The sequence below is a fragment of the Streptomyces sp. NBC_01283 genome (genome assembly GCF_041435335.1).
GTDB lineage: Bacteria > Actinomycetota > Actinomycetes > Streptomycetales > Streptomycetaceae > Streptomyces.
Genome location: NZ_CP108430.1, coordinates 6961356 through 6980232 on the forward strand (window position 1 = coordinate 6961356; position 18877 = coordinate 6980232).

17 protein-coding genes are annotated in these 18877 nt (G+C 70.4%); 6 read left to right on the plus strand and 11 right to left on the minus strand.

Annotated elements, in window-relative coordinates; all coding sequences use genetic code 11:
- Positions 1 to 5 precede the first annotated feature (5 nt).
- Positions 6 to 1868, minus strand: coding sequence for an endonuclease/exonuclease/phosphatase family protein (locus OG302_RS31520; RefSeq protein WP_371529865.1), 1863 nt, complete (start codon positions 1866 to 1868; stop codon positions 6 to 8).
- Between the two features lie 279 nt (positions 1869 to 2147).
- Between OG302_RS31520 and OG302_RS31525 the strand changes: the two genes are divergently transcribed.
- Positions 2148 to 3608 carry a hypothetical protein gene (locus OG302_RS31525; protein ID WP_371529866.1) on the plus strand — a complete coding sequence of 487 codons (1461 nt, stop codon included), beginning with the start codon at positions 2148 to 2150 and terminating at the stop codon, positions 3606 to 3608.
- Between the two features lie 60 nt (positions 3609 to 3668).
- On the opposite strand, the gene OG302_RS31530 is transcribed toward OG302_RS31525, so the two are convergent.
- The 4 genes from OG302_RS31530 to OG302_RS31545 form a co-directional block, all read right to left on the minus strand.
- On the minus strand, positions 3669 to 4115 hold the full coding sequence (locus OG302_RS31530) for a hypothetical protein (RefSeq protein WP_361826319.1): 447 nt from the start codon (positions 4113 to 4115) through the stop codon (positions 3669 to 3671).
- Positions 4116 to 4142: 27 nt separating this feature from the next.
- Positions 4143 to 5300, minus strand: coding sequence for a hypothetical protein (locus OG302_RS31535; RefSeq protein ID WP_371529867.1), 1158 nt, complete (start codon positions 5298 to 5300; stop codon positions 4143 to 4145).
- Between the two features lie 68 nt (positions 5301 to 5368).
- Positions 5369 to 5605, minus strand: a complete 237-nt coding sequence (locus OG302_RS31540) for a hypothetical protein (RefSeq protein ID WP_361826313.1) — start codon at positions 5603 to 5605, stop codon at positions 5369 to 5371.
- A gap of 167 nt (positions 5606 to 5772) precedes the next feature.
- On the minus strand, positions 5773 to 6540 hold the full coding sequence (locus tag OG302_RS31545) for an SDR family NAD(P)-dependent oxidoreductase (protein ID WP_371529868.1): 768 nt from the start codon (positions 6538 to 6540) through the stop codon (positions 5773 to 5775).
- 164 nt (positions 6541 to 6704) lie between these two features.
- Here OG302_RS31545 and OG302_RS31550 point away from each other — a divergent pair, with 164 nt between their 5' ends.
- The 5 genes from OG302_RS31550 to OG302_RS31570 all read left to right on the plus strand — a co-directional run bounded on the left by OG302_RS31550 (position 6705) and on the right by OG302_RS31570 (position 12025).
- Positions 6705 to 8144 carry an alkaline phosphatase PhoX gene (locus OG302_RS31550; RefSeq protein ID WP_371529869.1) on the plus strand — a complete coding sequence of 480 codons (1440 nt, stop codon included), beginning with the start codon at positions 6705 to 6707 and terminating at the stop codon, positions 8142 to 8144.
- A 117-nt stretch (positions 8145 to 8261) separates the two neighbouring features.
- Positions 8262 to 9836 carry a TROVE domain-containing protein gene (locus OG302_RS31555; protein ID WP_371529871.1) on the plus strand — a complete coding sequence of 525 codons (1575 nt, stop codon included), beginning with the start codon at positions 8262 to 8264 and terminating at the stop codon, positions 9834 to 9836.
- Positions 9837 to 9914: 78 nt separating this feature from the next.
- A complete protein-coding gene (locus OG302_RS31560) occupies positions 9915 to 10559 on the plus strand; it encodes a GntR family transcriptional regulator (RefSeq protein ID WP_371529872.1) in 645 nt (214 codons plus the stop codon).
- Between the two features lie 35 nt (positions 10560 to 10594).
- Positions 10595 to 11617 carry a 1-aminocyclopropane-1-carboxylate deaminase gene (locus OG302_RS31565; RefSeq protein WP_371529873.1) on the plus strand — a complete coding sequence of 341 codons (1023 nt, stop codon included), beginning with the start codon at positions 10595 to 10597 and terminating at the stop codon, positions 11615 to 11617.
- A 180-nt stretch (positions 11618 to 11797) separates the two neighbouring features.
- Positions 11798 to 12025 carry a CarD family transcriptional regulator gene (locus OG302_RS31570; RefSeq protein WP_135329399.1) on the plus strand — a complete coding sequence of 76 codons (228 nt, stop codon included), beginning with the start codon at positions 11798 to 11800 and terminating at the stop codon, positions 12023 to 12025.
- A 134-nt stretch (positions 12026 to 12159) separates the two neighbouring features.
- On the opposite strand, the gene OG302_RS31575 is transcribed toward OG302_RS31570, so the two are convergent.
- From OG302_RS31575 to OG302_RS31600, 6 genes are all read right to left on the minus strand, one after another.
- A complete protein-coding gene (locus tag OG302_RS31575) occupies positions 12160 to 13389 on the minus strand; it encodes a TerD family protein (protein ID WP_371750291.1) in 1230 nt (409 codons plus the stop codon).
- A gap of 166 nt (positions 13390 to 13555) precedes the next feature.
- Positions 13556 to 14545, minus strand: coding sequence for a zinc-dependent alcohol dehydrogenase family protein (locus tag OG302_RS31580; RefSeq protein WP_371529874.1), 990 nt, complete (start codon positions 14543 to 14545; stop codon positions 13556 to 13558).
- A complete protein-coding gene (locus OG302_RS31585; RefSeq protein ID WP_371529875.1) occupies positions 14542 to 15405 on the minus strand; it encodes a carbohydrate ABC transporter permease in 864 nt (287 codons plus the stop codon). The genes OG302_RS31580 and OG302_RS31585 overlap by 4 nt, the downstream gene beginning before the upstream one ends.
- Entirely contained in the window at positions 15402 to 16355 is a 954-nt protein-coding gene (locus OG302_RS31590; RefSeq protein ID WP_371529876.1) for a carbohydrate ABC transporter permease, read from the minus strand. Before OG302_RS31590 ends, OG302_RS31585 begins: the two co-directional genes overlap by 4 nt.
- Positions 16352 to 17719 (minus strand): sugar ABC transporter substrate-binding protein, encoded by a 1368-nt coding sequence (locus OG302_RS31595; protein ID WP_371529877.1) that lies wholly within the window; start codon positions 17717 to 17719, stop codon positions 16352 to 16354. The genes OG302_RS31590 and OG302_RS31595 overlap by 4 nt, the downstream gene beginning before the upstream one ends.
- A 137-nt stretch (positions 17720 to 17856) precedes the next feature.
- Positions 17857 to 18627, minus strand: a complete 771-nt coding sequence (locus tag OG302_RS31600; RefSeq protein ID WP_371529878.1) for a DeoR/GlpR family DNA-binding transcription regulator — start codon at positions 18625 to 18627, stop codon at positions 17857 to 17859.
- Positions 18628 to 18877 lie beyond the last annotated feature (250 nt).

An 18877-nucleotide genomic window follows, 5' to 3' on the forward strand; every position in this document is an offset into this window, starting at 1 on the left:
CTGGCCTACGGCCGGAACCGCAGCACCTGCGGGTCGTGATCGCTGTTCTGCTCGGCGAACTCCGCGTTGATGTGCACGCTGTCGTACGAGAAGTCGCCTGCGCCGCCCACCCCGGGGCTGGTCAGGATCTGGTCGAGGACCTGGGTGTTCCCCTGGTAGACGTACGAGTAACGCTCGGACCGCGGCAGGGACTTGACGGCGGACTTCAGTGCGCCGCCCGCCTCCAGGGCGGTCGTCGTCGCCGAGAACTCAAAGTCGTTCACGTCCCCCACGACGACCACGTCCGCGCTCTTCTGCACCTTCCGCACGTCCCGCACGAAGGCGTTCACGGCCTGCGCCTGCCGGAGCCGCTTGGCCTCCGAGGACCGCACCGGCGGCTGGTGCCGTGACGTGAGCCCCTCGTCGCCGCCCTTCGAACCGAAGTGGTTGGCGACCACGACCACACTGCGCCCCCGGAAGCCGAACTCTCCGGCCAGCGGCTTGCGGCTGTCCGCCCACGCCGTGTTCGCGGGGTCGACGCGCCCCGGGGAGAGCGTCAGCGCGGCGCGCCCACCGGAGGAACGTACGACACCCGTGCCCGTCGTCGCGTCCCCGTGGCCGCGGTCCGTGAAGGAGACCCGCTCGGGGTTGAAGAGGAAGACCTGGCGGATGTTGCCGCCCGGCTCCCCGCCGTCCTTGTTGTTCTCCGGGTCGATGGACCGCCACGCGTACTGGGGCCCGCCCGCGGCGACGATCGCGTCCGTGAACTTCTTCAGGGTCGCCTCCGCCGAGACGGTCCCGTCGTTCTTCGCGCCGTTGTCGTCCTGGATCTCCTCCAGGGCGAGGATGTCGGGCGAGGCGAGGTTCGAGACGACGGCCCCGGCAAGCGCGTCGAACTTCGTCTGCGGGTCACCGGGATCGAGGTTCTCGACGTTGTACGTCGCGACAGCGAGCTCCCTCTTGGTCTGGCGCCGCGTCTTCTCCCGTACGAGACCCTCGTCCGTGACCTTGCCCAGCGTCCGCGCGACCAGCGTGTAACCGCCGAACTGGTTGAAGTCCAGGGGGCCTTCGGCGCCACCGGACAGCGTGTCGCCGACGTTCGCCTTCGGGAAGGGCTGCTCGGAGACCGGGGCCAGCTGCTGGATCTGCAGGCGTCCGGTGTTCTGGTCGTCGTAGGACTTGTAGACCGTGCCGCCGCGCCGGTTCGGGTTCTCGTGCGGCTTCACGGTGATCCACAGCTCCGAGTACGGATCCGTGGCGCCGACCACGCGCGAGGTGCCGACGCGTACGTTCATGCCCTCCAGGGACTCGTACAGGTCCAGGGCGTACGAGCGGGGCTTCAGGGGCAGGGCGTTGATGCTGCCGCCGTTCGCGGGGTCGCCGTCGGGCGCGTACGCGGAAGGCACCGCCTTGGCGTTGACCGTGACGGGCGCGGGCACCGCGTTGCCGGACGACTCGACCGTGACCGTCGGCTTGGTGAGCTGGGTCAGGGACTGGTTGCCGGAGGCCTCACCGCCTGGAACGTACTCGCCGACCGTCCCGGAGACGCGGACCGCGTCACCGGCCTTCACGGTCAGGGCGGCGGAGCCGGTGTAGACGAAGATGCCCTCGCTGGTCGAGGGGTCGGAGTCGGCCTTCGGGTCCTGGATCCAGAAGCCCTTCGAGCCGTACGAGCGGACGCCGGTCACGATGCCCGTCACGTCCGTGACCTGCTGTCCCGCGAGGGGCGAGAGACGGGTGGTGCCCTGGATGTCGTGGACGCGCACCTCGGCGGCGGACGCGGACGAGGAGCTCACGGCGAGCAGACCGGCCGCGAGGGCGGTCGCCACGACGGCGGAGACGGCGGCGGATCTCACGGCGGGCCGGGTGGCACGGGATATGTGCGGCATGCAAGGACTCCGGGAGGGTGAGGGTGAGGGGCGGACCTGAAGCGGGCCGGCCCTGAGGGGCCGGCGGGCACTCGGCGTTCTACGCGCGTCAATCTCTTGCGTGGCCAGGGGAGTTGTCAAGGTTCCGCGGGTGTTCTCACCGTGTATGTCTTCTGACAGGGACATGAACCGGGCGGCATGGGTCCAAATCCGTCTAGGCTTTGGTCCTGCCGACCTTTCCCCGGGTGCTCGACATCGCTCGACCAGGGGACGCCCCATCCTTCGGAGGAGAACCAGCCGATGTCCGTAAGTCCCGCCACCCTGCCGCCGGTGCTGCTGCACTCCGAAGCGGAACTCGCGCGGGCCGCGCTCGCCACGCCGCTGCTCTCCCGTGCCGTGCGCCTCGCACGCTGGGCGGGCCCCGAGACGCGCGTCGGGGCGGGCGGTGAGCTCGTCGACGAGCAGCTGCCGGCCGCCGCGGCCGAGCTCGGGCTCGCGGCGGCCGACCCGGACGCCGCCGCGTACGCGAGCGAGGCCTGGCGCGTGGCGGTCGACACCGGCCTGGTGGACGTGACCGACGCGGACGAGTCGGAGGGTGAGGACGCGCCGGGCACGGTGACCGCGGGCGAGGACCTCGCCGCGCTCACCTCCGGCAGCCCGCAGGACATCCTGGGCGTCTGGCTCGGCGCCCTGGATACCGTGTACTCGGACGCGACCGTTCCGGACATGGACAACCTCCTCGACGTCCTGGAGGAGAACGGCGAGATCGACTTCGAGGAGCTCGGCTGGGACCCGCAGGCGGAGGCGGACTTCCTGGACGGCGTGCTCGGCAACCTGTACCTGCTCACCGCGGGGGACACCGGGGCGGAGGACGCCCCGGTGCCGCTGCCCGCGCTCGCCGCGTCGATGATCGTGCCGGACGACATGGGGGAGCCGACGGACGACATCCTGGAGCAGGTGTCGGACGCGATGATGAAACTCGACGACCAGTTCCGGCTCTTCGAGCCGCTCGGACTCGTCGAGTACCAGCCGGTCGACGAGGCCCTCATGGTGGACATCGACGAGGCCGACGCCCCGCTGCCGGACGACGACGAGGACGTCTCGCGGTACGGGATGGTCAAGCTGACCCCGCTCGGTGTGTACGGCATCCGGGCGCGGATGCTGGAGGCCGGTGTGGACGCCCCCGCGGTGGGCGATCTCGCGGGCAAGGGCGCCGACGCGCTGCTCGAAGGGACGGCCGGTTTCCCGCAGGCCGCGGCGCAGGCCGAGATCGAGCAGTGGCTCGCCCGGCACGAACCGCTGGACGCGGCACGGGAGTTGCTGGCCGCGGCGCGGGGCGGCGACGATGGGGCACCGCTCAGGCGGCTGCGGTGCCAGCAGGCGCTCTCGCTGGTGGGCCGCGAGGCGGAGCCCGCCCTGCGGGAGGTCCTCGACGACGCCGAACTCGGCGGACTCGCCCGGGTGTGGCTGGCCGAGCACGGGGCGTCCGACGTGCCCGCGCCGTCCGAGGAGCTGGTCTTCTGGCTGACCATCGACACGATCGCCGCGCAGCTCGCCGCCGAGGGCAACTCGGACGAGCTGCAGGGTCTCGTGGAGGGTCTCTCCGAGCAGCACAGCGGGTTCTTCGCCGCGGCCTGGCGGGTCGAACACCCCGCCACCGCGGACGTCCTGGAGGCGATGGGGCGGCTGCACCCCGACAAGAAGGTGGCGAAGGAAGCGCGGAAGGCGGCGTTCAAGGCCCGGTCGCAGCAAGGGATGTGACGAGCACGGAGCCGTACCGGGCGGGCCGGAGCTCCCGGCCCGCCCGGTAGTGGTGTCAGCTCAGCACTCGTACTTCGTCGTGTGCTTGAAGGACGATGTCGCGCCGTCGAAGCCGTACGTCCCCCGGTACGCCGGAGGGTTCTGGTACTCGCCGACGATCGTGATCGTGTTGGCGCAGGAGCCCTGTCCCGTGCGCTTGGCGTCCAGGCGGATCGTGTCGCCCACGAAGCCGCCCGTGATGTCCCAGGGGGCGCCGCAGATGCCGGAGGTGATCTGGCCGCCGGTCACCACGTGCGGGTGGGTGTTGGGGTTGTACTTCACCTCGATGGCGAACGTGATCGCGCCGTTGTGCAGCTCCAGCTTGCAGGTGGTGGAGACCGCCTCGGCGGACACGTCCTGGGGCGCGGCGAATGCCTCGTCGCGCGTCTTGACCTCGGCGCCCTGCGGGTTGTGGAAGCGGTGCTCCGCGCGGGCCTGGCCCTTCTGCTTGCGTGACTGAGTGGTCATGAAGCCCTCCTCTCGGGGTGAGGCCGGTCAGGCCAGCTGCTCGGAGACCTCGACCCGCAGCAGCGCGCGGACGTTCTCGATGTGGTTGAGCACCGTCACGGTGGACGATCCGGCGAACAGCAGCCCCAGCGCGACGTTGTCGAGCGAGGTCACCAGGGACCCCGAGTCGCCGCCCGCCGAGATGTTCGTCGTCAGGATCTGGTCCTTGAAGCGGGCCGTGCCCGCCGTGCCGTAGTTGACGTCGATGGTGGCGTCGACCGCGATGATCCGGCCGAAGGAGATGTTGGTCGTACGGCCGGTCTTCTTCACCTGGTCGCCGACCGCGACGTTCGCCTTGCGGCGCCAGGCGCGCGGCGCACCACTGAAGTACGTCTCACGGGTCGCGTCCTGGAAGTCGACGGTGCCGAGCGCCGCGTCGACGACGTTGTTGTGACGCTCCAGCGGGATCTGCGGGGCGAACTGGATCGTGATGAAGCGTTCCAGCGTCGCGATGCGGTCGGCCGGGTCCTGGCCGCCGTCGAAGACGCCCGGCTGCACGATCGCGCTGCCGAGCTGCGCGCGGTTGGAGTCGGCCAGCACGTGGTTGTTGGAGAGGACGTAGAACTTCGCCGGTACGCCGAGGCCGGGGCCCGGCGGGTCGACGGCGGCGCCGGGCAGGAAGTCGTAGACCACGCTGCCGAGCGTGCCGGCCGTCACGCGTACGTTGCCGACCGAGGCGCCGGAGGGGCACGGGCGCATACGGCGCTTGAGGAGCTGCGGCTCGAACGCGCCGAGCCCGCCGCGCTCTTGGAGCTGGGGCTGCGACAGGCCCGCGAGCTGCTCGCTCACGCTGCCGTCGGGGCCGTACGCCGCCGATGAGCGGTCATCGGCGCGGGAGGACTGGCGCTGCTGCCGCTGCGCGGCGACATGGCCGACCGCGACGATGTCGGTGGGGGTGCCGTCGTCCATCTGGCGCGGGACGACGTCCCGCTCCGGGAGCATGGACTCCGGGACCTTCTGGGTGACGAACACGATGACGGCCGGTTCGCCGGTGGGCTGTCCCTCGGTCCACTTCACGCCGTGGCCGAAGCCGACGACGTTGGCAAGCGGCGACTGGGGCCGCAGGAAGTCGGATGTCGCCTGCTGGCGGGAGCTGTCACTGAGCTGACCGCCGGTGGGTCCTCGCATCAATTCGGGCTGGCTCACGCCAGACCACCTCTTCGCCTTCATTGCGGGGTCGGAGTTCCGGTCCGTGCTCTGTCCTTGGCCTTGTCCTAGGCCTGGGTCTGGGCGTCGACGCCGCCGATCGCGAGTACGCGCACGGGGACGCCTTCGAGCACCGCCGGAACCACGTCTTCGTCACGGAGCCGGTCACGGGGAACTTTGCGGGTGACGAAGACGACGATCACGTCCGTACCCGAGTTCTCGTCCCTCCCGGTGCCGACACCGGTGACATTGGCCAGCTTCATCAGCCGGTCCTCATGGAGACTGCGTGCCTGCTGTGCGTCCACGCGGCTCGCCTCCCCCTACGGGTGATGCACGTAGGTGATGTCTATTGCCGTGTGGAGGGCGGGTCAAGGCGTTCTGCACGAAATCTTGGCTTTACGGGTGATCCGTTCCTGTTGACCTTGTCTACGAAGATTCTTCCCACCAGTGGCCCACGTGCGTCGTTTCCCTTTCACGTACGCAGGTGTGAAGCGCCGTTGAGGTCAAGGACCGTGCCGGACGCCCACTCCGCGACCGGCGAGGCGAGCCACAGCACCGCCGCGGCGATCTCCTCGGCCGTGCCCGCCCGCCCGAAGGGGCTCTGCGCGCGGATCGCCGCGCCCTCGTCGCCGCTGAGCCGGTGCGCGACCCGCTCGGTCGCGAAGAACCCGGGCGCCACCGACGCCACCGCGATCCCGTACGGCGCGAGCGACACCGCGAGGGACTGGCCGAGCGCGTGCACGGCCGCCTTGGTCGCCCCGTACGCCGGGTGGTCGGGCTCCCCGCGGAACGCGCCGCGCGAGCCGACGTTCACGATCCGGCCACCCGTGCCCTGGTCGATCATCCGGCGGGCCGCCAGGTGGCTGAGGTTCGCCGTGGCAAGCAGGTTCACCGACACATGTTGCTGCCAGAGCGCCGCCCAGTCCTCGTACGACGTGTCGGCGAGGGGATGCGGCAGGTTCACGGCGGCGTTGTTGACCAGGACGTCCAGACCGCCGAGCGCCGCGGCGGCCCGCCCCGCGACATCCGCCGCGCCCGCCGGATCGGACAGGTCCCCGCCCACCAGCACATGGCCGTCGCCCGCCAGGGACGCGAGGGTCGCGCGCGCCTCGTCCTCGCGGGAGCCGTAGTGCACCGCGACGCGGTCGCCGTTCGCCGCGAAGGCCTGCGCGAGGGCTCTGCCCAGACCTCGGGAGGCTCCGCTGATCAGTACACGACGGCCGGTGGCAGGCAGGTTCATGGAAGGTGGCCCCTTGATGTCGGACAGCGTTCAACCGCCGTTTATACGTGAGCGGGAACGTGACGCCGACAGCAGCCCGGCCGAAACAGGAAGTACGCAGGCCGAGAGTCGCAGCACGTGCACCGTCAGCCCGTAGCCCGCCCGTACGCGCCTCAGGAGACATCATGCCGCTCACCCGCAGGGACTTCGCCAGACGCTCCGCGATCACCGGCGCGGGGGTCGCGCTGGCCGGCAGCGTCGGCGCGCTCGCCACCGCGCCCGGCGCGCTCGCCGCGGAGGAGACGACCCAGGACGGAGTCGACGGCCACGACGGCGCCCCCGGCTACGGGCCGCTGCTCCCCGACCCGAAGGGCCTGCTCGCGCTGCCCGCCGGATTCTCGTACCGCGTCCTCACCCACAGCGGCAGGACCAAGCTGGAGACCGGCGAGTTCACGCCCTCCAACCACGACGGCACGGCCACCTTCGAGGGCCCGCGCGGCGCGACGCTCCTCGTCAACAACCACGAGCTGAGCGGCCCCCGCTCCAAGTGGCCGCACCCCGTCCCGCTGACCGACGGCCTCGTCTACGACCCGGCCGCGTCCGGCGGCTGCACCGTCGTCGAGGTCCGCCGCGACGGACACGTCGCCGAGTGGGTCGGCATCGCGGGCACCGCCACCAACTGCGCGGGCGGCAGCACTCCTTGGGGCACCTGGCTGACCTGCGAGGAGACCGAGGACAAGGCCGGCCAGAACGGCATGACCAAGGACCACGGCTACGTCTTCGAGGTCGACCCCCTCGATAAGCGGGCCAACCGCGCCCCCAAGCCGATCAAGGCCCTCGGCCGCTACGCCCACGAGGCCGTCGTCGTCGACCCCAAGCGCGGCCACCTCTACCTCACCGAGGACGCCTCCGGGCCCAACGGTCTGCTCTACCGCTGGACCCCGCCGCACGGCTTCCACCACGGCCGCGGCAGGCTGCGCACCCTGGCCGACGACGCGGGTGTCCTGAAGGCCCCCAAGTGCTACGACTCCGGCGGCCGTTTCGTGGACGACCTGTCCCGCGCCACGAAGACCGGCACCGTCTACGGCGTGGACTGGGTCGAGGTCCCGGACCGCGACGCCCGCACGGTCTCGGTGCGCAAGCAGTTCGCCGACGGCGACGTCACCCGCGCCCGCAAGCTCGAAGGCATGTGGTGGGGTGACGGCGGCGTCTACATCGTCGCCTCGTTCGCCCGCGGCGAGAGCCCCGTCCCGCACGACGGACAGGTGTGGTTCTACAACCCGTCGCGCCGCACCCTCACCCTGAAGGTCCTGCTCGGCGTGAACCCCGACCCGGCGAAGGACGGCGCCTTCGACGGCCCGGACAACATCACGGTCTCCCCGTACGGCGGCCTGGTCATCGCCGAGGACGGCGAGGGCATCCAGCACCTCTTCGGGGCGACCGACCGGGGCCGCACGTACCCGATCGCACGCAACGAACTCAATGGGGGCACCACCGAGGACCCCTCCTACAGTGAGTTCACCGGCGTCACGTTCTCGCCCGACGGCAAGACGCTCTACGCCAACATCCAGACCCCCGGCATCATGCTGGCGATCACCGGCCCGTGGCGCCGCCAGCGCCACTGACGGGTCCAGCGGCGATCCACCGACGGTTCGTGGAAAGCGCCCGGCGAAAACCTTTGGCGCCCCCCGAGTTCCCTCTCCTAAAGTCATACGGAGTTTCCGGAATTCGGGGGAATTCACATGGCACGCTTCAATACCAAGTCCGCGAAGGCACTGGTCACTTCCGTCGTGAAGTCGACCGGACGCACCGCGCCGACCCACCAGGGCGGCCGGGGCCAGCTCCGCGACGCGCACTCCGAGCTCTTTCTGCTCGCGGTGGCGAATTTCGTCTCGCAGCAGACCTTTTACGAGACCGGAGACGAGCGCGACCACCGTTTTGCCGCGCTCGTGCGCCGCCTCGCCGTCCAGGACCCGGAGTGGACCGCGGGCCTGCTCGGCTGGCTGCGCGGCGACGGCAACATGCGCACGGCCTCACTCGTCGGCGCCGCCGAGTACGTCAAGGCGCGCCTCGACGCCGGCGCCACCGACGGCCCCGCCAACCGCCAGGTCGTCGCCTCCGTGCTGCGCCGCCCGGACGAGCCCGGCGAGTTCCTCGGGTACTGGACGGCGACGTACGGCCGGACCATCCCCAAGCCCGTCAAGCGCGGCATCGCGGACGCGGTGCGCCGTCTGTACAACGAGAAGGCGCTGCTCAAGTACGACACGGCGTCCAAGGGCTACCGCTTCGGCGACATCCTCAACCTCGTGCACGCCGCGCCCGACCCGGACAAGCCGTGGCAGGGCGACCTCTTCCAGTACGCGCTCGACCGCCGCCACCACCCCGACACCGCCGTACCGCCCGCGTCGGCCCGTGTCCTGGCCGCGCACCGCGAGCTGATGGCCGTGCCGGTCGCCGAGCGGCGCGCGGTGGTCACCGGCGCGGGCGGGGCCGAGCGGCTCGCCGCGGCGGGCCTCACCTGGGAGGCGCTCGCGGGCTGGCTGCAGGGGCCGATGGACAAGGCGGCCTGGGAAGCGGTCATTCCGTCCATGGGCGCGATGGCGCTCGTGCGCAACCTGCGCAACTTCGACACGGCAGGCGTGTCGGACGAGGTGGCGAGCGCCGTCGCGGCGAAGCTCGCCGACCCGGCGGAGGTCGCGAAGTCGCGCCAGTTCCCCTTCCGCTACCTCGCCGCGTACCAGCACGCGCCGTCGCTGCGCTGGGCGTACCCGCTGGAGCGGGCGCTCGGCCACTCGCTGGCCAACGTGCCCGCGCTGCCCGGCCGTTCGCTGATCCTGGTGGATCGTTCGAGCTCCATGTGGTCGCCGCTCTCGGAGCGCTCGCAGCTCAACCGCGCGGACGCCGCCGCGGTCTTCGGCACGGCGCTCGCGCTGCGGGCGGCGGACGCGGACCTGGTCGAGTTCGGCACGACGAGCGCCCGCGTGAAGTACCGCGAGGGGGAGTCGGTGCTCAAGATCCTCGAGCGCTTCGGCAAGCTCGGCGGCACGAACACCACCGAGGCGGTGCGCCGCTTCTACGAGAAGCACGACCGCGTCCTGATCATCACCGACGAGCAGGCGACGTACAACTACCACGGCGACCCGACCGAGCAGGTTCCGGCGCACATCCCGGTCTACACCTGGAACCTCGCGGGCTACCGGGTGGGCCACGGCGAGTCCGGCACGGGCAACCGCCATGTGTTCGGGGGCCTTTCGGACGCGGCTTTCCGGATGGTGCAGCTGGTGGAGGCGGGCTCTTCCGGCAACTGGCCGTTCTAGGTTCTTGCTCGCGTGAAGGCTCCTGCTCGCGTCAAGGCCCTTGTCCGCGACGGGAATTGGTATCTAACATTTCAGTGCATGGGAGCCATGCAACCGGTGCGACGCACCCTCCTCAGGGACCAGGCGTACGCATCGATCCGTGACGCGATCGTCGGAGGCGACATCCCGCCGGGCAGCATCGTGCGGGACGCCGACCTCGCCGCGTCGCTCGGCCTGTCCCGCGCACCCGTCCGCGAGGCGTTCGCGAGGCTCGTCGACGAAGGCCTCCTGGAGACCAAACCGCAGAGCCACACCCGTGTGACGCCGCTGGACGCGGCCGACGTCAGGGACGCGGCGGCCGTCGTCCGCGCCATGCACGAGCTCGTCGCCCGCAGCGCGGTGCCATGCCTGGCGCCCGCGCACCTGCACGCGATGCGGGAGGCCAACCGCCGGTTCGCTGCGGCCCTCACGTCCGGCGACGTGGAGGGCGCCCTGCGGGCCGACGACGACCTGCATGGCGTCCTCGTCGCGGCCTGCGGCAACAGCGCGGCAGCGGCCACCATCACCCGCTACACCCCGCTCATCCGCCGCCTGGAGAGGCAGCGCTTCGGCGAGGGCGTGACCTGCGGTTCCGCCGCACTGCACGAGCGGCTGATCGACGCGTGCGCGGACGGCGACGCGGAAGCCGCGGCGGCCGTCACCACGGAGATCTGGCGCGTCCTGGAAGAACTCGCCCACCCCTGAAGACACCGCAGACACCGCCCCGGCTGGAGGCCACCGTGCCCGCACCCCTCGACTCCTACGCCCGCTACCCCCTCCTCTTCGGCCCCTCGCCCGTCCACCCCCTGGACCGCCTCACCCATCACCTCGGCGGCGCCACGCTCTGGGCCAAGAGGGAGGACTGCAACTCCGGCATCGCCTACGGCGGCAACAAGACGCGCAAGCTGGAGTACCTGGTCGCCGACGCGCTCGCCCAGGGCTGCGACACCCTCGTGTCGATCGGCGGTGTCCAGTCCAACCACACCCGCCAGGTCGCGGCCGTCGCCGCCCGCGCCGGGCTCAAGTGCGTGCTGATCCAGGAGAGTTGGGTGGACTGGCCCGACTCCGTCTATGACAAGGTCGGCAACATCCTCATCAGCAGGCTCGCGGGCGCCGACATCCGTCTCGTGCGCGCCGGATTCGGCATCGGCATCAAGGACAGCTGGGAGCGGGCGGTACGCGAGGTCGAAGAGGCGGGCGGCAAGCCGTACGCGATCCCGGCGGGCTGCTCCGAGCACCGGCTGGGCGGCCTGGGCTTCGCGCAGTGGGCGTACGAAGTGGCCGAGCAGGAGCAGGACTTGGGGGTCTTCTTCGACACCGTCGTGGTCTGCTCGGTGACCGGGTCCACCCAGGCGGGGATGGTCGCCGGATTCGCCGCGCTCGCCGAGGAAGGCGGTCGCCCTCGCCGGGTCCTCGGCATAGACGCCTCCGCCGACCCCGGCCGCACCCGCGAGCAGATCACCAGGATCGCGTGCGGGACGGCCGAACTCATCGGCGTACAGGCCGAGGTGAAGGACGCCGACATCGAGCTGGACGCGCGCTATCACGCGGGCACCTACGGGCTCCCGGACGAGGCGACCCTCGACGCGATGCGGCTCGCGGCCCGCACGGAGGGCATGGTCACCGACCCGGTCTACGAGGGAAAATCGATGGCCGGGATGATCGATCTTGTGGACCGGGGGGAGATCGCGCGCGACGCGACCGTCCTGTACGCCCACCTCGGCGGGCAGCCCGCCCTGAACGCTTACAGCGCCCTGTTCTGACCGTCCGGGGTCCGGTCGCTGCCCATGGGGCACACATGTGCGCGTCGTGCGCGTGGTGCCACGGAACAACTACGTACCGCTACGAGGAATCTGCAATTGTGTGTCGGTTTGATGCCGATGTGAGGACCGTGTGAGCTCGGAGCATGGTGCGCCGGGGTCCGGAGGGCGCATACTCAGAACATGACGAGGCCCCCCGGTACCCGACGCCACCTGCCGAACAGTCCTTTCAACGTTCCGCCGCCCCCCGCACCGCCCATCGAGCAGTTCGCCGTGGGCGACCGGGTCTCCCACGACCAGTACGGACTCGGACGGATCGTCGGAGTGGAAGGCGAGGAAGCAGTGGTCATCGACTTCGCAGGCCGCCAGGGAAGGTTCCTGAGCCCTTATCCCAAGCTGGCGAAGCTCTGACCTGACGTACGCCTGCGCGCGCGTCCCCATGTACGACAAGGGGCGGCCGGCGGGAAGGTTCACCCCTTCCCCGCCGACCGCCCCTGCGCTTTGCAACGGGCCTCCTGCTCGTCCGGCCCAGGCCCGTGCGGAGGCTAGAGCGCCTGCGCCGCGGGCTTCACCATGCCGCGCACGGTCCGTGACTTAACGAAGTCACCCATGGCGGTCATTTCCCACTCGCCCGTGAACTGCTTGATGAGTTTGGCCATCATCACGCCCGTCTGCGCCTCGGCGTTCGTGAGGTCGAAGCGGACCAGCTCCTCGCCCGACGCCGCGTCGAGCAGACGGCAGTACGCCTTGGCGACCTGCGTGAACTTCTGGCCCGAGAACGAGTTCACCGTGAAGACGAGACCCGTCACGTCCTGCGGCAGACGGCCCAGGTCCACGACGATCACCTCGTCGTCACCGCCGCCCTCGCCCGTGAGGTTGTCGCCGGAGTGCTTGATCGCGCCGTTCACGATCGACAGCTTGCCGAAGTAGCAACTGTCCACGTGGTTGCGCTGCGGGCCGTACGCGATGACCGAGGCGTCCAGGTCGATGTCCTTGCCGCCGTACGCCGGCTCCCAGCCGAGGCCCATCTTGACCTGCGAGAGCAGCGGCCGGCCGCCCTTGACCAGGGACACCGTCTGGTTCTTCTGGAGGCTGACCCGGCCCTTGTCCAGGTTGATCTTCCCGGCGCCGGGCGCGGGGGCGGCGGGGGCCGGGGGAGCGGCCGGGGCGGCGGGCGCGGCCAGGCGGGGGTCCGCGACCGGCGGGGGCGGGCCCTGGACCGGGGCACCGGTCGGCGGCGCCATGGGGGCCGCAGGCGCGGCTGCGGCGGCCGGGGCGGCGGGCTCCTCGACCGAGACACCGAAGTCCGTCGCGATGCCGGCCAGGCCGTTCGAGTACCCCTGGCCGACGGCGCGCGCCTTCCACGCGCCGTTCCGCAGATAGACCTCGACGATCACCAGGGCGGTCTCGCCGCCGAGCTGCGGGGGCGTGAACGTGGCGAGGACGGAGCCGTCGTCCGCGTTGCGGATGGTGGCGGTGGGCTCGATGCCCTGGAAGGTCTGGCCGGCCGCGTCCGGGCTCGCGGTGACGACGATCTTCTCGATGCCGGCGGGCACGGCGCTGGTGTCGACCGTGATCTTGTCGGGGGTCGTGCCGCCACCCGACGTGTACGTCACACCGGGGCCTGCGGGCTGGTTGAAGAAGATGAAGTCGTCGTCGGAGCGCACTTTGCCGTCGGCGGTGAGCAGCAGGCCCGACACGTCGAGCCGCACCGGTGCGGCGACGTCCACCGCCACGCGGGTGGCGGTGAGAGGGATGTTCGAGCCGGGTGTCATAGCGGTCATGTCCGGGGTAACGAACGTCCCGGCTTTGCCGTTCCCTTACCTGACAGGTTTTCTTCGCCCGCTGTGTCCAGGGGCGCACTCCACGGGGGAGCGCCCCTTCCCGGGGGTGGGGAAGGGGCGCGTTCGGGGGGCCTCCGGGAGGCCCGGGGGCAGGCCTCTACGGGACCACGATGATCTTCCGTCCCACGCCGGAGGCGAACCGATCCAGTGCCTGCGGGTACTCGTCCAGCGGCATCCGGTCACTGATGAAGACATCGGGATCGAGGACGCCCGCGGCGAACAGCTCCGCCGCGCGCTCATAGCTGTGCAGGACCGCCATCGACCCGGTAATGGTGATCTCCTGGTTGTAGATGCGGTACGGATCGATGCTGACCCGGGTCGCGTAGTCGGCCACGCCGAACTGCAGGAACGTCCCCGCCTTGGCGACCCGCCCGAGGCCGTCCTGGATGGCGTTCGCGTTCCCCGTGGCGTCGACCACGATGTCCCAGCCCTGCGGCCGGTCCAGCTCGTCCGCGCCCGCCGCCGACCCCGAGACGCCCAACTGCCGTGCCGTGGCGAGGCGGTCCGGGTTGAGGTCCACGACGTCCACGCTCGCCGCCCCCGTCCGCTTGGCGAGCTCCAGCATCATCAGGCCCATCGTCCCCGAGCCGTAGATCAGCACGTGGGCGCCCAGCTGGGCCCGCAGCACGTCGTAGCCGCGCACCGCGCAGGACAGCGGCTCGATGAGGGCCGCGTCCTGGGTGCGTACGTTCTCGGGGAGCCGCACACAGTTGGCGACGGGCGCCACCGCGTACTGGGCCGCACCGCCCGCGGTGGTGACGCCGATCGCGGCCCAGCGCTCGCAGAGGTTGTTGTGGCCGGTGCGGCAGTAGCGGCACTCGTAGCAGTAGAGCGAGGGGTCGACGGCGACCCGGTCGCCGACCGCGAGCTCCGTGACCTCGCGGCCGAGCCCCACCACCTCCCCGGCGAACTCGTGCCCCGGCACCACCGGCAGCGTGGGCGCGAACTCGCCCTGCAGGATGTGCAGATCGGTCCCGCACAGACCGCACGCCGCGACCTCGACGACGACCTCGCGCGGCCCCGGGGTGGGGTCGGGCACCTCGCCGACTACGGCCTTGCCGACGGACTCGATGATGGCGGCCTTCACTTGACGGCTCCCAACGACAGGCCCTGGACCAGCTTGTCCTGGGCGGCGAACCCCGCGGCGAGCACCGGCAGGGAGATCACGAGCGACGCGGCGCACACCTTCGCCAGGAACAGGCCCTGGCTGGTGATGAAGCCGGTCAGGAACACGGGCGCGGTCTGGGCGACGACGCCCGTGAGCACCCGTGCGAAGAGCAGTTCGTTCCAGCTGAAGATGAAGCAGATCAGGGACGTCGCCGCGATCCCCGGCAGCGCGATCGGGGCCACCACGCGCGCGAGGATGGTCGGCAGCCGCGCCCCGTCGATCTGCGCGGCCTCGATGATGGCGACCGGCACCTCGGCGAGGAAGGACTGCATCATCCACACGGCGATCGGCAGGTTCATCGACGTGTAGAGGATGACGAGCAGCCAGATGTTGTCGAGCATCTCGGTGTTCTTGGCGAAGAGATAGATCGGCAGCAGGCCCGCCACGACGGGCAGCATCTTCGTCGACAGGAAGAAGAACAGGACGTCCGTCCACTTCTTCACCGGCCTGATGGAGAGCGCGTACGCGGCGGGGAGTGCGAGGAGCAGCACGAGCAGGGTCGAGGCCACCGACGCCACGGTCGAGTTGATGAGCGAGGGCCAGGGGCTCGCGCCGCCGCCCGAACCGAAGAAGTCGCGGTAGCCGTCCAGGGTGAGCGAGGCGGCAAGGGAGGGCGGGTTGGTGGCCGCGTCCTCCTCCGAGTGGAACGAGGTCAGCGTCATCCAGGCGATGGGCAGGAAGAACAGGATCCCGGCCAGCCAGGCGGCGAGGCCGAGGCCCGCTGAGCCCCGGATGCGGCTCCCGGGCTGGGTACGTACACGCGTCTCAGCGGTGCTCATGCGCGGGACGCCTCCTCACGGAACAGGGACGAGACGACCCGCAGCGCGAAGGTCGCGATGATGATGGAACCGATGACGACGAGGACACCGGCGGCGGACGCCAGGCCGTTCTCGTGGGCCTGGTAGAAGCTCTGGTAGACGGTGTAGGGCAGGTTGGCGGTGCCCAGACCGCCCGAGGTGATCGTGAAGACGGCGTCGAAGTTCTGCACGATGTAGATCGAGCCGAGCAGCGAGCCGAGCTCCAGATAGCGGCGCAGATGGGGCAGCGTCAGATAGCGGAACACCTGCCAGTTGCCCGCGCCGTCCATGCGGGCCGCCTCGATGAGTTCGCTGTCGCGGCTCTGCAGTCCGGCGAGCAGGATCAGCATCATGAAGGGCGTCCACTGCCAGATCAGGGAGGCCTCGATGGCGATCAGCGGGGTGTTCGAGACCCAGTCGGGCTGGGCCGCGCCGTCACCGCCCACCCAGTGCAGCAGGCCGTTGAAGAGCCCGTACTCGGGGTTGTAGAGCACGTGCTTCCACAGCAGCGCCGCGGCCACCGGAACCAGCAGGAACGGCGCGATGAGCAGCGTGCGCACCATGCCCCGGCCCCGGAACTTCCGGTCGAGGAGCAGGGCGAGGCCGAGCCCGATGACGAGGCTGGCGATCACGACGGTGGCCGTCAGCACGATGGTCGTCAGGACGGACTTGCGCAGGTCGGGGTCGGTGAGGACCTCGGAGTAGTTGTCGAGTCCGGTGAAACTGCGGGCGTCGGGGTAAAGGGCGTTCCAGTCGAAGAAGGAGATCACCAGCGTCGCCACGAACGGCAGCTGGGTGACGACGACCATGAAGATCAAGGCGGGGAGCAGCGGGGCCCTGGTGGCCCAGGCACGCAGCCGTCCCGGCGCCTTGGGCCCGGGGGCGCGCGCGGTCCGTGGCGCGACGGTGGTGGTGCTCGCGGTGGCGGTCATCGTCCCTCGTACTCCTCGGCGATCTTCTCGGCGAGCTTCTGTGACGTCTTGAGGGCCGATTCGACGGACTGGCGTCCGGCGATGGCCGCGCTGATCTCCTGGGAGACCTTCGTGCCGAGGTCGGTGAACTCGGGGATGCCGACGAACTGGATGCCGGGCGCGGGGCGGGGCTGCACGCCCGGATCGGTCGGCCGCGCGCCCTCGATGGCATCGTGGGTGACGTCCTGGAAGGCTGCGGCTTCCTTGACGTACTCGGGGTTGTCGTACGTCGAGGAGCGCTTGCCCGCGGGGACGTTGGACCAGCCGATCTTCTCGCCGACCAGCTCCTCGTACTCCTTGCTGGACGCCCAGGAGACGAACTTCCAGGCCTTGTCCGGGTTGCGCGAGGCCTTCTGCAGGCCCCAGGCCCAGGTGTAGAGCCACCCGGAGCTCTTGGTCTTCTCCACCGGCGCCGGCACGTAGCCGATCTTGCCCTTGACGGGGGACTTGGCGGACTCCAGCGAACCGGCGGCGGCCGTGGCGTCGTACCACATGGCGGTCTTGCCCTGGGTGAGGTTGTTCAGGCACTCGGCATAGCCGGACTGGGCGGCTCCGGACTCACCGTGCTCGCGGACCAGGTCCACGTAGAACTGCGTCGCCTTCTTGAACTCGGGGGAGTCGAGGCGGGCCTTCCAGTCCTTGTCGAACCACGTGCCTCCGAAGGTGTTCACCACGGTCGTCAGAGGCGCGATCAACTCGCCCCAGCCGGGAAGCCCGCGCAGACAGATGCCCTTCATCCCGGACTCGGCTCCATCCACGTCGGCCGCGAGCTTCGCCACCTGCTGCCAGGTGGGCTTCTTCGGCATGGTGAGACCGGCCTTCTTGAAGACGTCCTTCCGGTACATCAGAAAGGACGACTCTCCGTAGAAGGGCTGTCCGTAGAGCTTGCCGTCGTCCCCGGTGAGGGACTGGCGCATGGACGGCAGCACGTCCTTCTCGTCGTACGCCGTGTCCTTCTTGGTGTACGAGCCGAGTTCGTGCAGCCAGTCGTTCTTGGCGTAGATCGGGATCTCGTAGTTGCTGAGCGTGGCGACGTCGTACTGGCCCGCCTGGTTGGCGAAGTCCTGGCTGATCTTGTCGCGGACGTCGTTCTCGGGCAGGACCGTGAAGTTCACCTTGATGCCCGTTTCCTTGGTGAAGTGGGCGGCGGTGAGCTTCTGCAGTTCGACCATCTGCGGGTTGTTCACCATCAGTACGTTGATGGAGTCGCCGCCTGAACCGGTCCCGCCCGCCCCGGCCCAGCAGCCGGAGAGCAGCGGGGCAAGCAGCGTCCCTGCGGCTGCCGCGGCTAGTGCGCGCGGCCTCCGTCGGCTCTGGGTTCGCATGAATGCTCCTGGACGTATGGGGACGTATGGGGGCGTATCGGGTGTGAGGGGGTGTGTCGGGGGGCGTCGAAGGCGGGTGAGGGCGTGCGGGATCACGACAGGTGCCGGAGCGGGGGTCCAGGGGGCGGTCGGGAGCGTCAGACGCGGATGACCTGGGGGCCCTGGAGCGAGTAGCGGTGTGCCTCGGAGGCGGGCAGCTGCGTGCTCGTGACGATGGCCTCCAGCTCGCCGACGTGCCCGAACCTGCAGAAGCTCGTCGCCCCGAACTTGGTGTGCACGCCCGCGAACACGGTGCGCCGTGACGCGCGGATGGCCTGCGTCTTCACCTCGCTGACCGCGGGGTCGGGCGTGGTCAGGCCGTGCTCGCGGGAGATGCCGTTGGCCCCGATGTAGGCGAGGTCGATCACGAACCCGGCCAGCATGCGCGTCGTCCAGTGGTCGACGGTCGCCAGGGTGCCCGGACGGACACGGCCGCCGAGGAGGAGAACGGACATGTTGTCGGCCTCGGCGAGGGCGCCGGCGGTGGCCAGGGACGCGGTGACGATGGTCAGAGGGCGGCCCTTGGCGGCTTCGGGGAGTGCCTCGGCGATGAGCTGCGGGGTGAAGCCCTCGTCGACGAAGACCGTTTCGGCGTCGCCGAGGAGGTCGGCGGCGGCAGCGGCGATCCTGCGCTTCTCCGGGACGTGCATGGTGGTGCGGAAGGCGAGGGTGGTCTCGAAACCGGCGCTCTCCACGGGGTAGGCGCCGCCGTGCGTACGGCGGACCAGACCGTGGTCCTCCAGGGCGCGGAGGTCACGCCGGACGGTTTCCTTGGCTACGCCCAGCTTGGTGGCGAGCGCGGTGACGTCCACGGAGCCGGAGGACCGCGCCGCCCGGACGATTTCCCGCTGGCGCTCTTCCGCGGTCATGGGCGCCGCCTCCTTCCCTCGCTGTGCCCGTTCGGGCCCTGGGGGAAAGTTCTACAGCGGGGCGCGGTGCGTGAACAGGCTCGGAACGGGGGCGATGCTGCCCGCCTCTGCCCGTTTGGCAGGGCCACGGCCTGTGGTTCGGGCGGGCGGTGTGCCCGTTCGGGGGGTCAAGGGTGCCCGTTCGCTGCCCGTTCGGGGGTTCCGGGCACTCCTCCGACGGCGCCGGAGGGCTGATTTCAGCCCCTCCGGC

What these genes read in the sequence shown, in the direction of transcription:
- OG302_RS31570 (WP_135329399.1), top strand. Translation starts at nt 11,798, where the DNA reads ATGACGAGGCCCCCCGGTACCCGACGCCACCTGCCGAACAGTCCTTTC.
- OG302_RS31560 (WP_371529872.1), top strand. Translation starts at nt 9,915, where the DNA reads ATGGGAGCCATGCAACCGGTGCGACGCACCCTCCTCAGGGACCAGGCG.
- OG302_RS31590 (WP_371529876.1), bottom strand. Translation starts at nt 16,355, where the DNA reads ATGACCGCCACCGCGAGCACCACCACCGTCGCGCCACGGACCGCGCGC.
- OG302_RS31545 (WP_371529868.1), bottom strand. Translation starts at nt 6,540, where the DNA reads ATGAACCTGCCTGCCACCGGCCGTCGTGTACTGATCAGCGGAGCCTCC.
- OG302_RS31600 (WP_371529878.1), bottom strand. Translation starts at nt 18,627, where the DNA reads ATGACCGCGGAAGAGCGCCAGCGGGAAATCGTCCGGGCGGCGCGGTCC.
- OG302_RS31520 (WP_371529865.1), bottom strand. Translation starts at nt 1,868, where the DNA reads ATGCCGCACATATCCCGTGCCACCCGGCCCGCCGTGAGATCCGCCGCC.
- OG302_RS31550 (WP_371529869.1), top strand. Translation starts at nt 6,705, where the DNA reads ATGCCGCTCACCCGCAGGGACTTCGCCAGACGCTCCGCGATCACCGGC.
- OG302_RS31575 (WP_371750291.1), bottom strand. Translation starts at nt 13,389, where the DNA reads ATGACACCCGGCTCGAACATCCCTCTCACCGCCACCCGCGTGGCGGTG.
- OG302_RS31585 (WP_371529875.1), bottom strand. Translation starts at nt 15,405, where the DNA reads ATGAGCACCGCTGAGACGCGTGTACGTACCCAGCCCGGGAGCCGCATC.
- OG302_RS31595 (WP_371529877.1), bottom strand. Translation starts at nt 17,719, where the DNA reads ATGCGAACCCAGAGCCGACGGAGGCCGCGCGCACTAGCCGCGGCAGCC.
- OG302_RS31525 (WP_371529866.1), top strand. Translation starts at nt 2,148, where the DNA reads ATGTCCGTAAGTCCCGCCACCCTGCCGCCGGTGCTGCTGCACTCCGAA.
- OG302_RS31555 (WP_371529871.1), top strand. Translation starts at nt 8,262, where the DNA reads ATGGCACGCTTCAATACCAAGTCCGCGAAGGCACTGGTCACTTCCGTC.
- OG302_RS31530 (WP_361826319.1), bottom strand. Translation starts at nt 4,115, where the DNA reads ATGACCACTCAGTCACGCAAGCAGAAGGGCCAGGCCCGCGCGGAGCAC.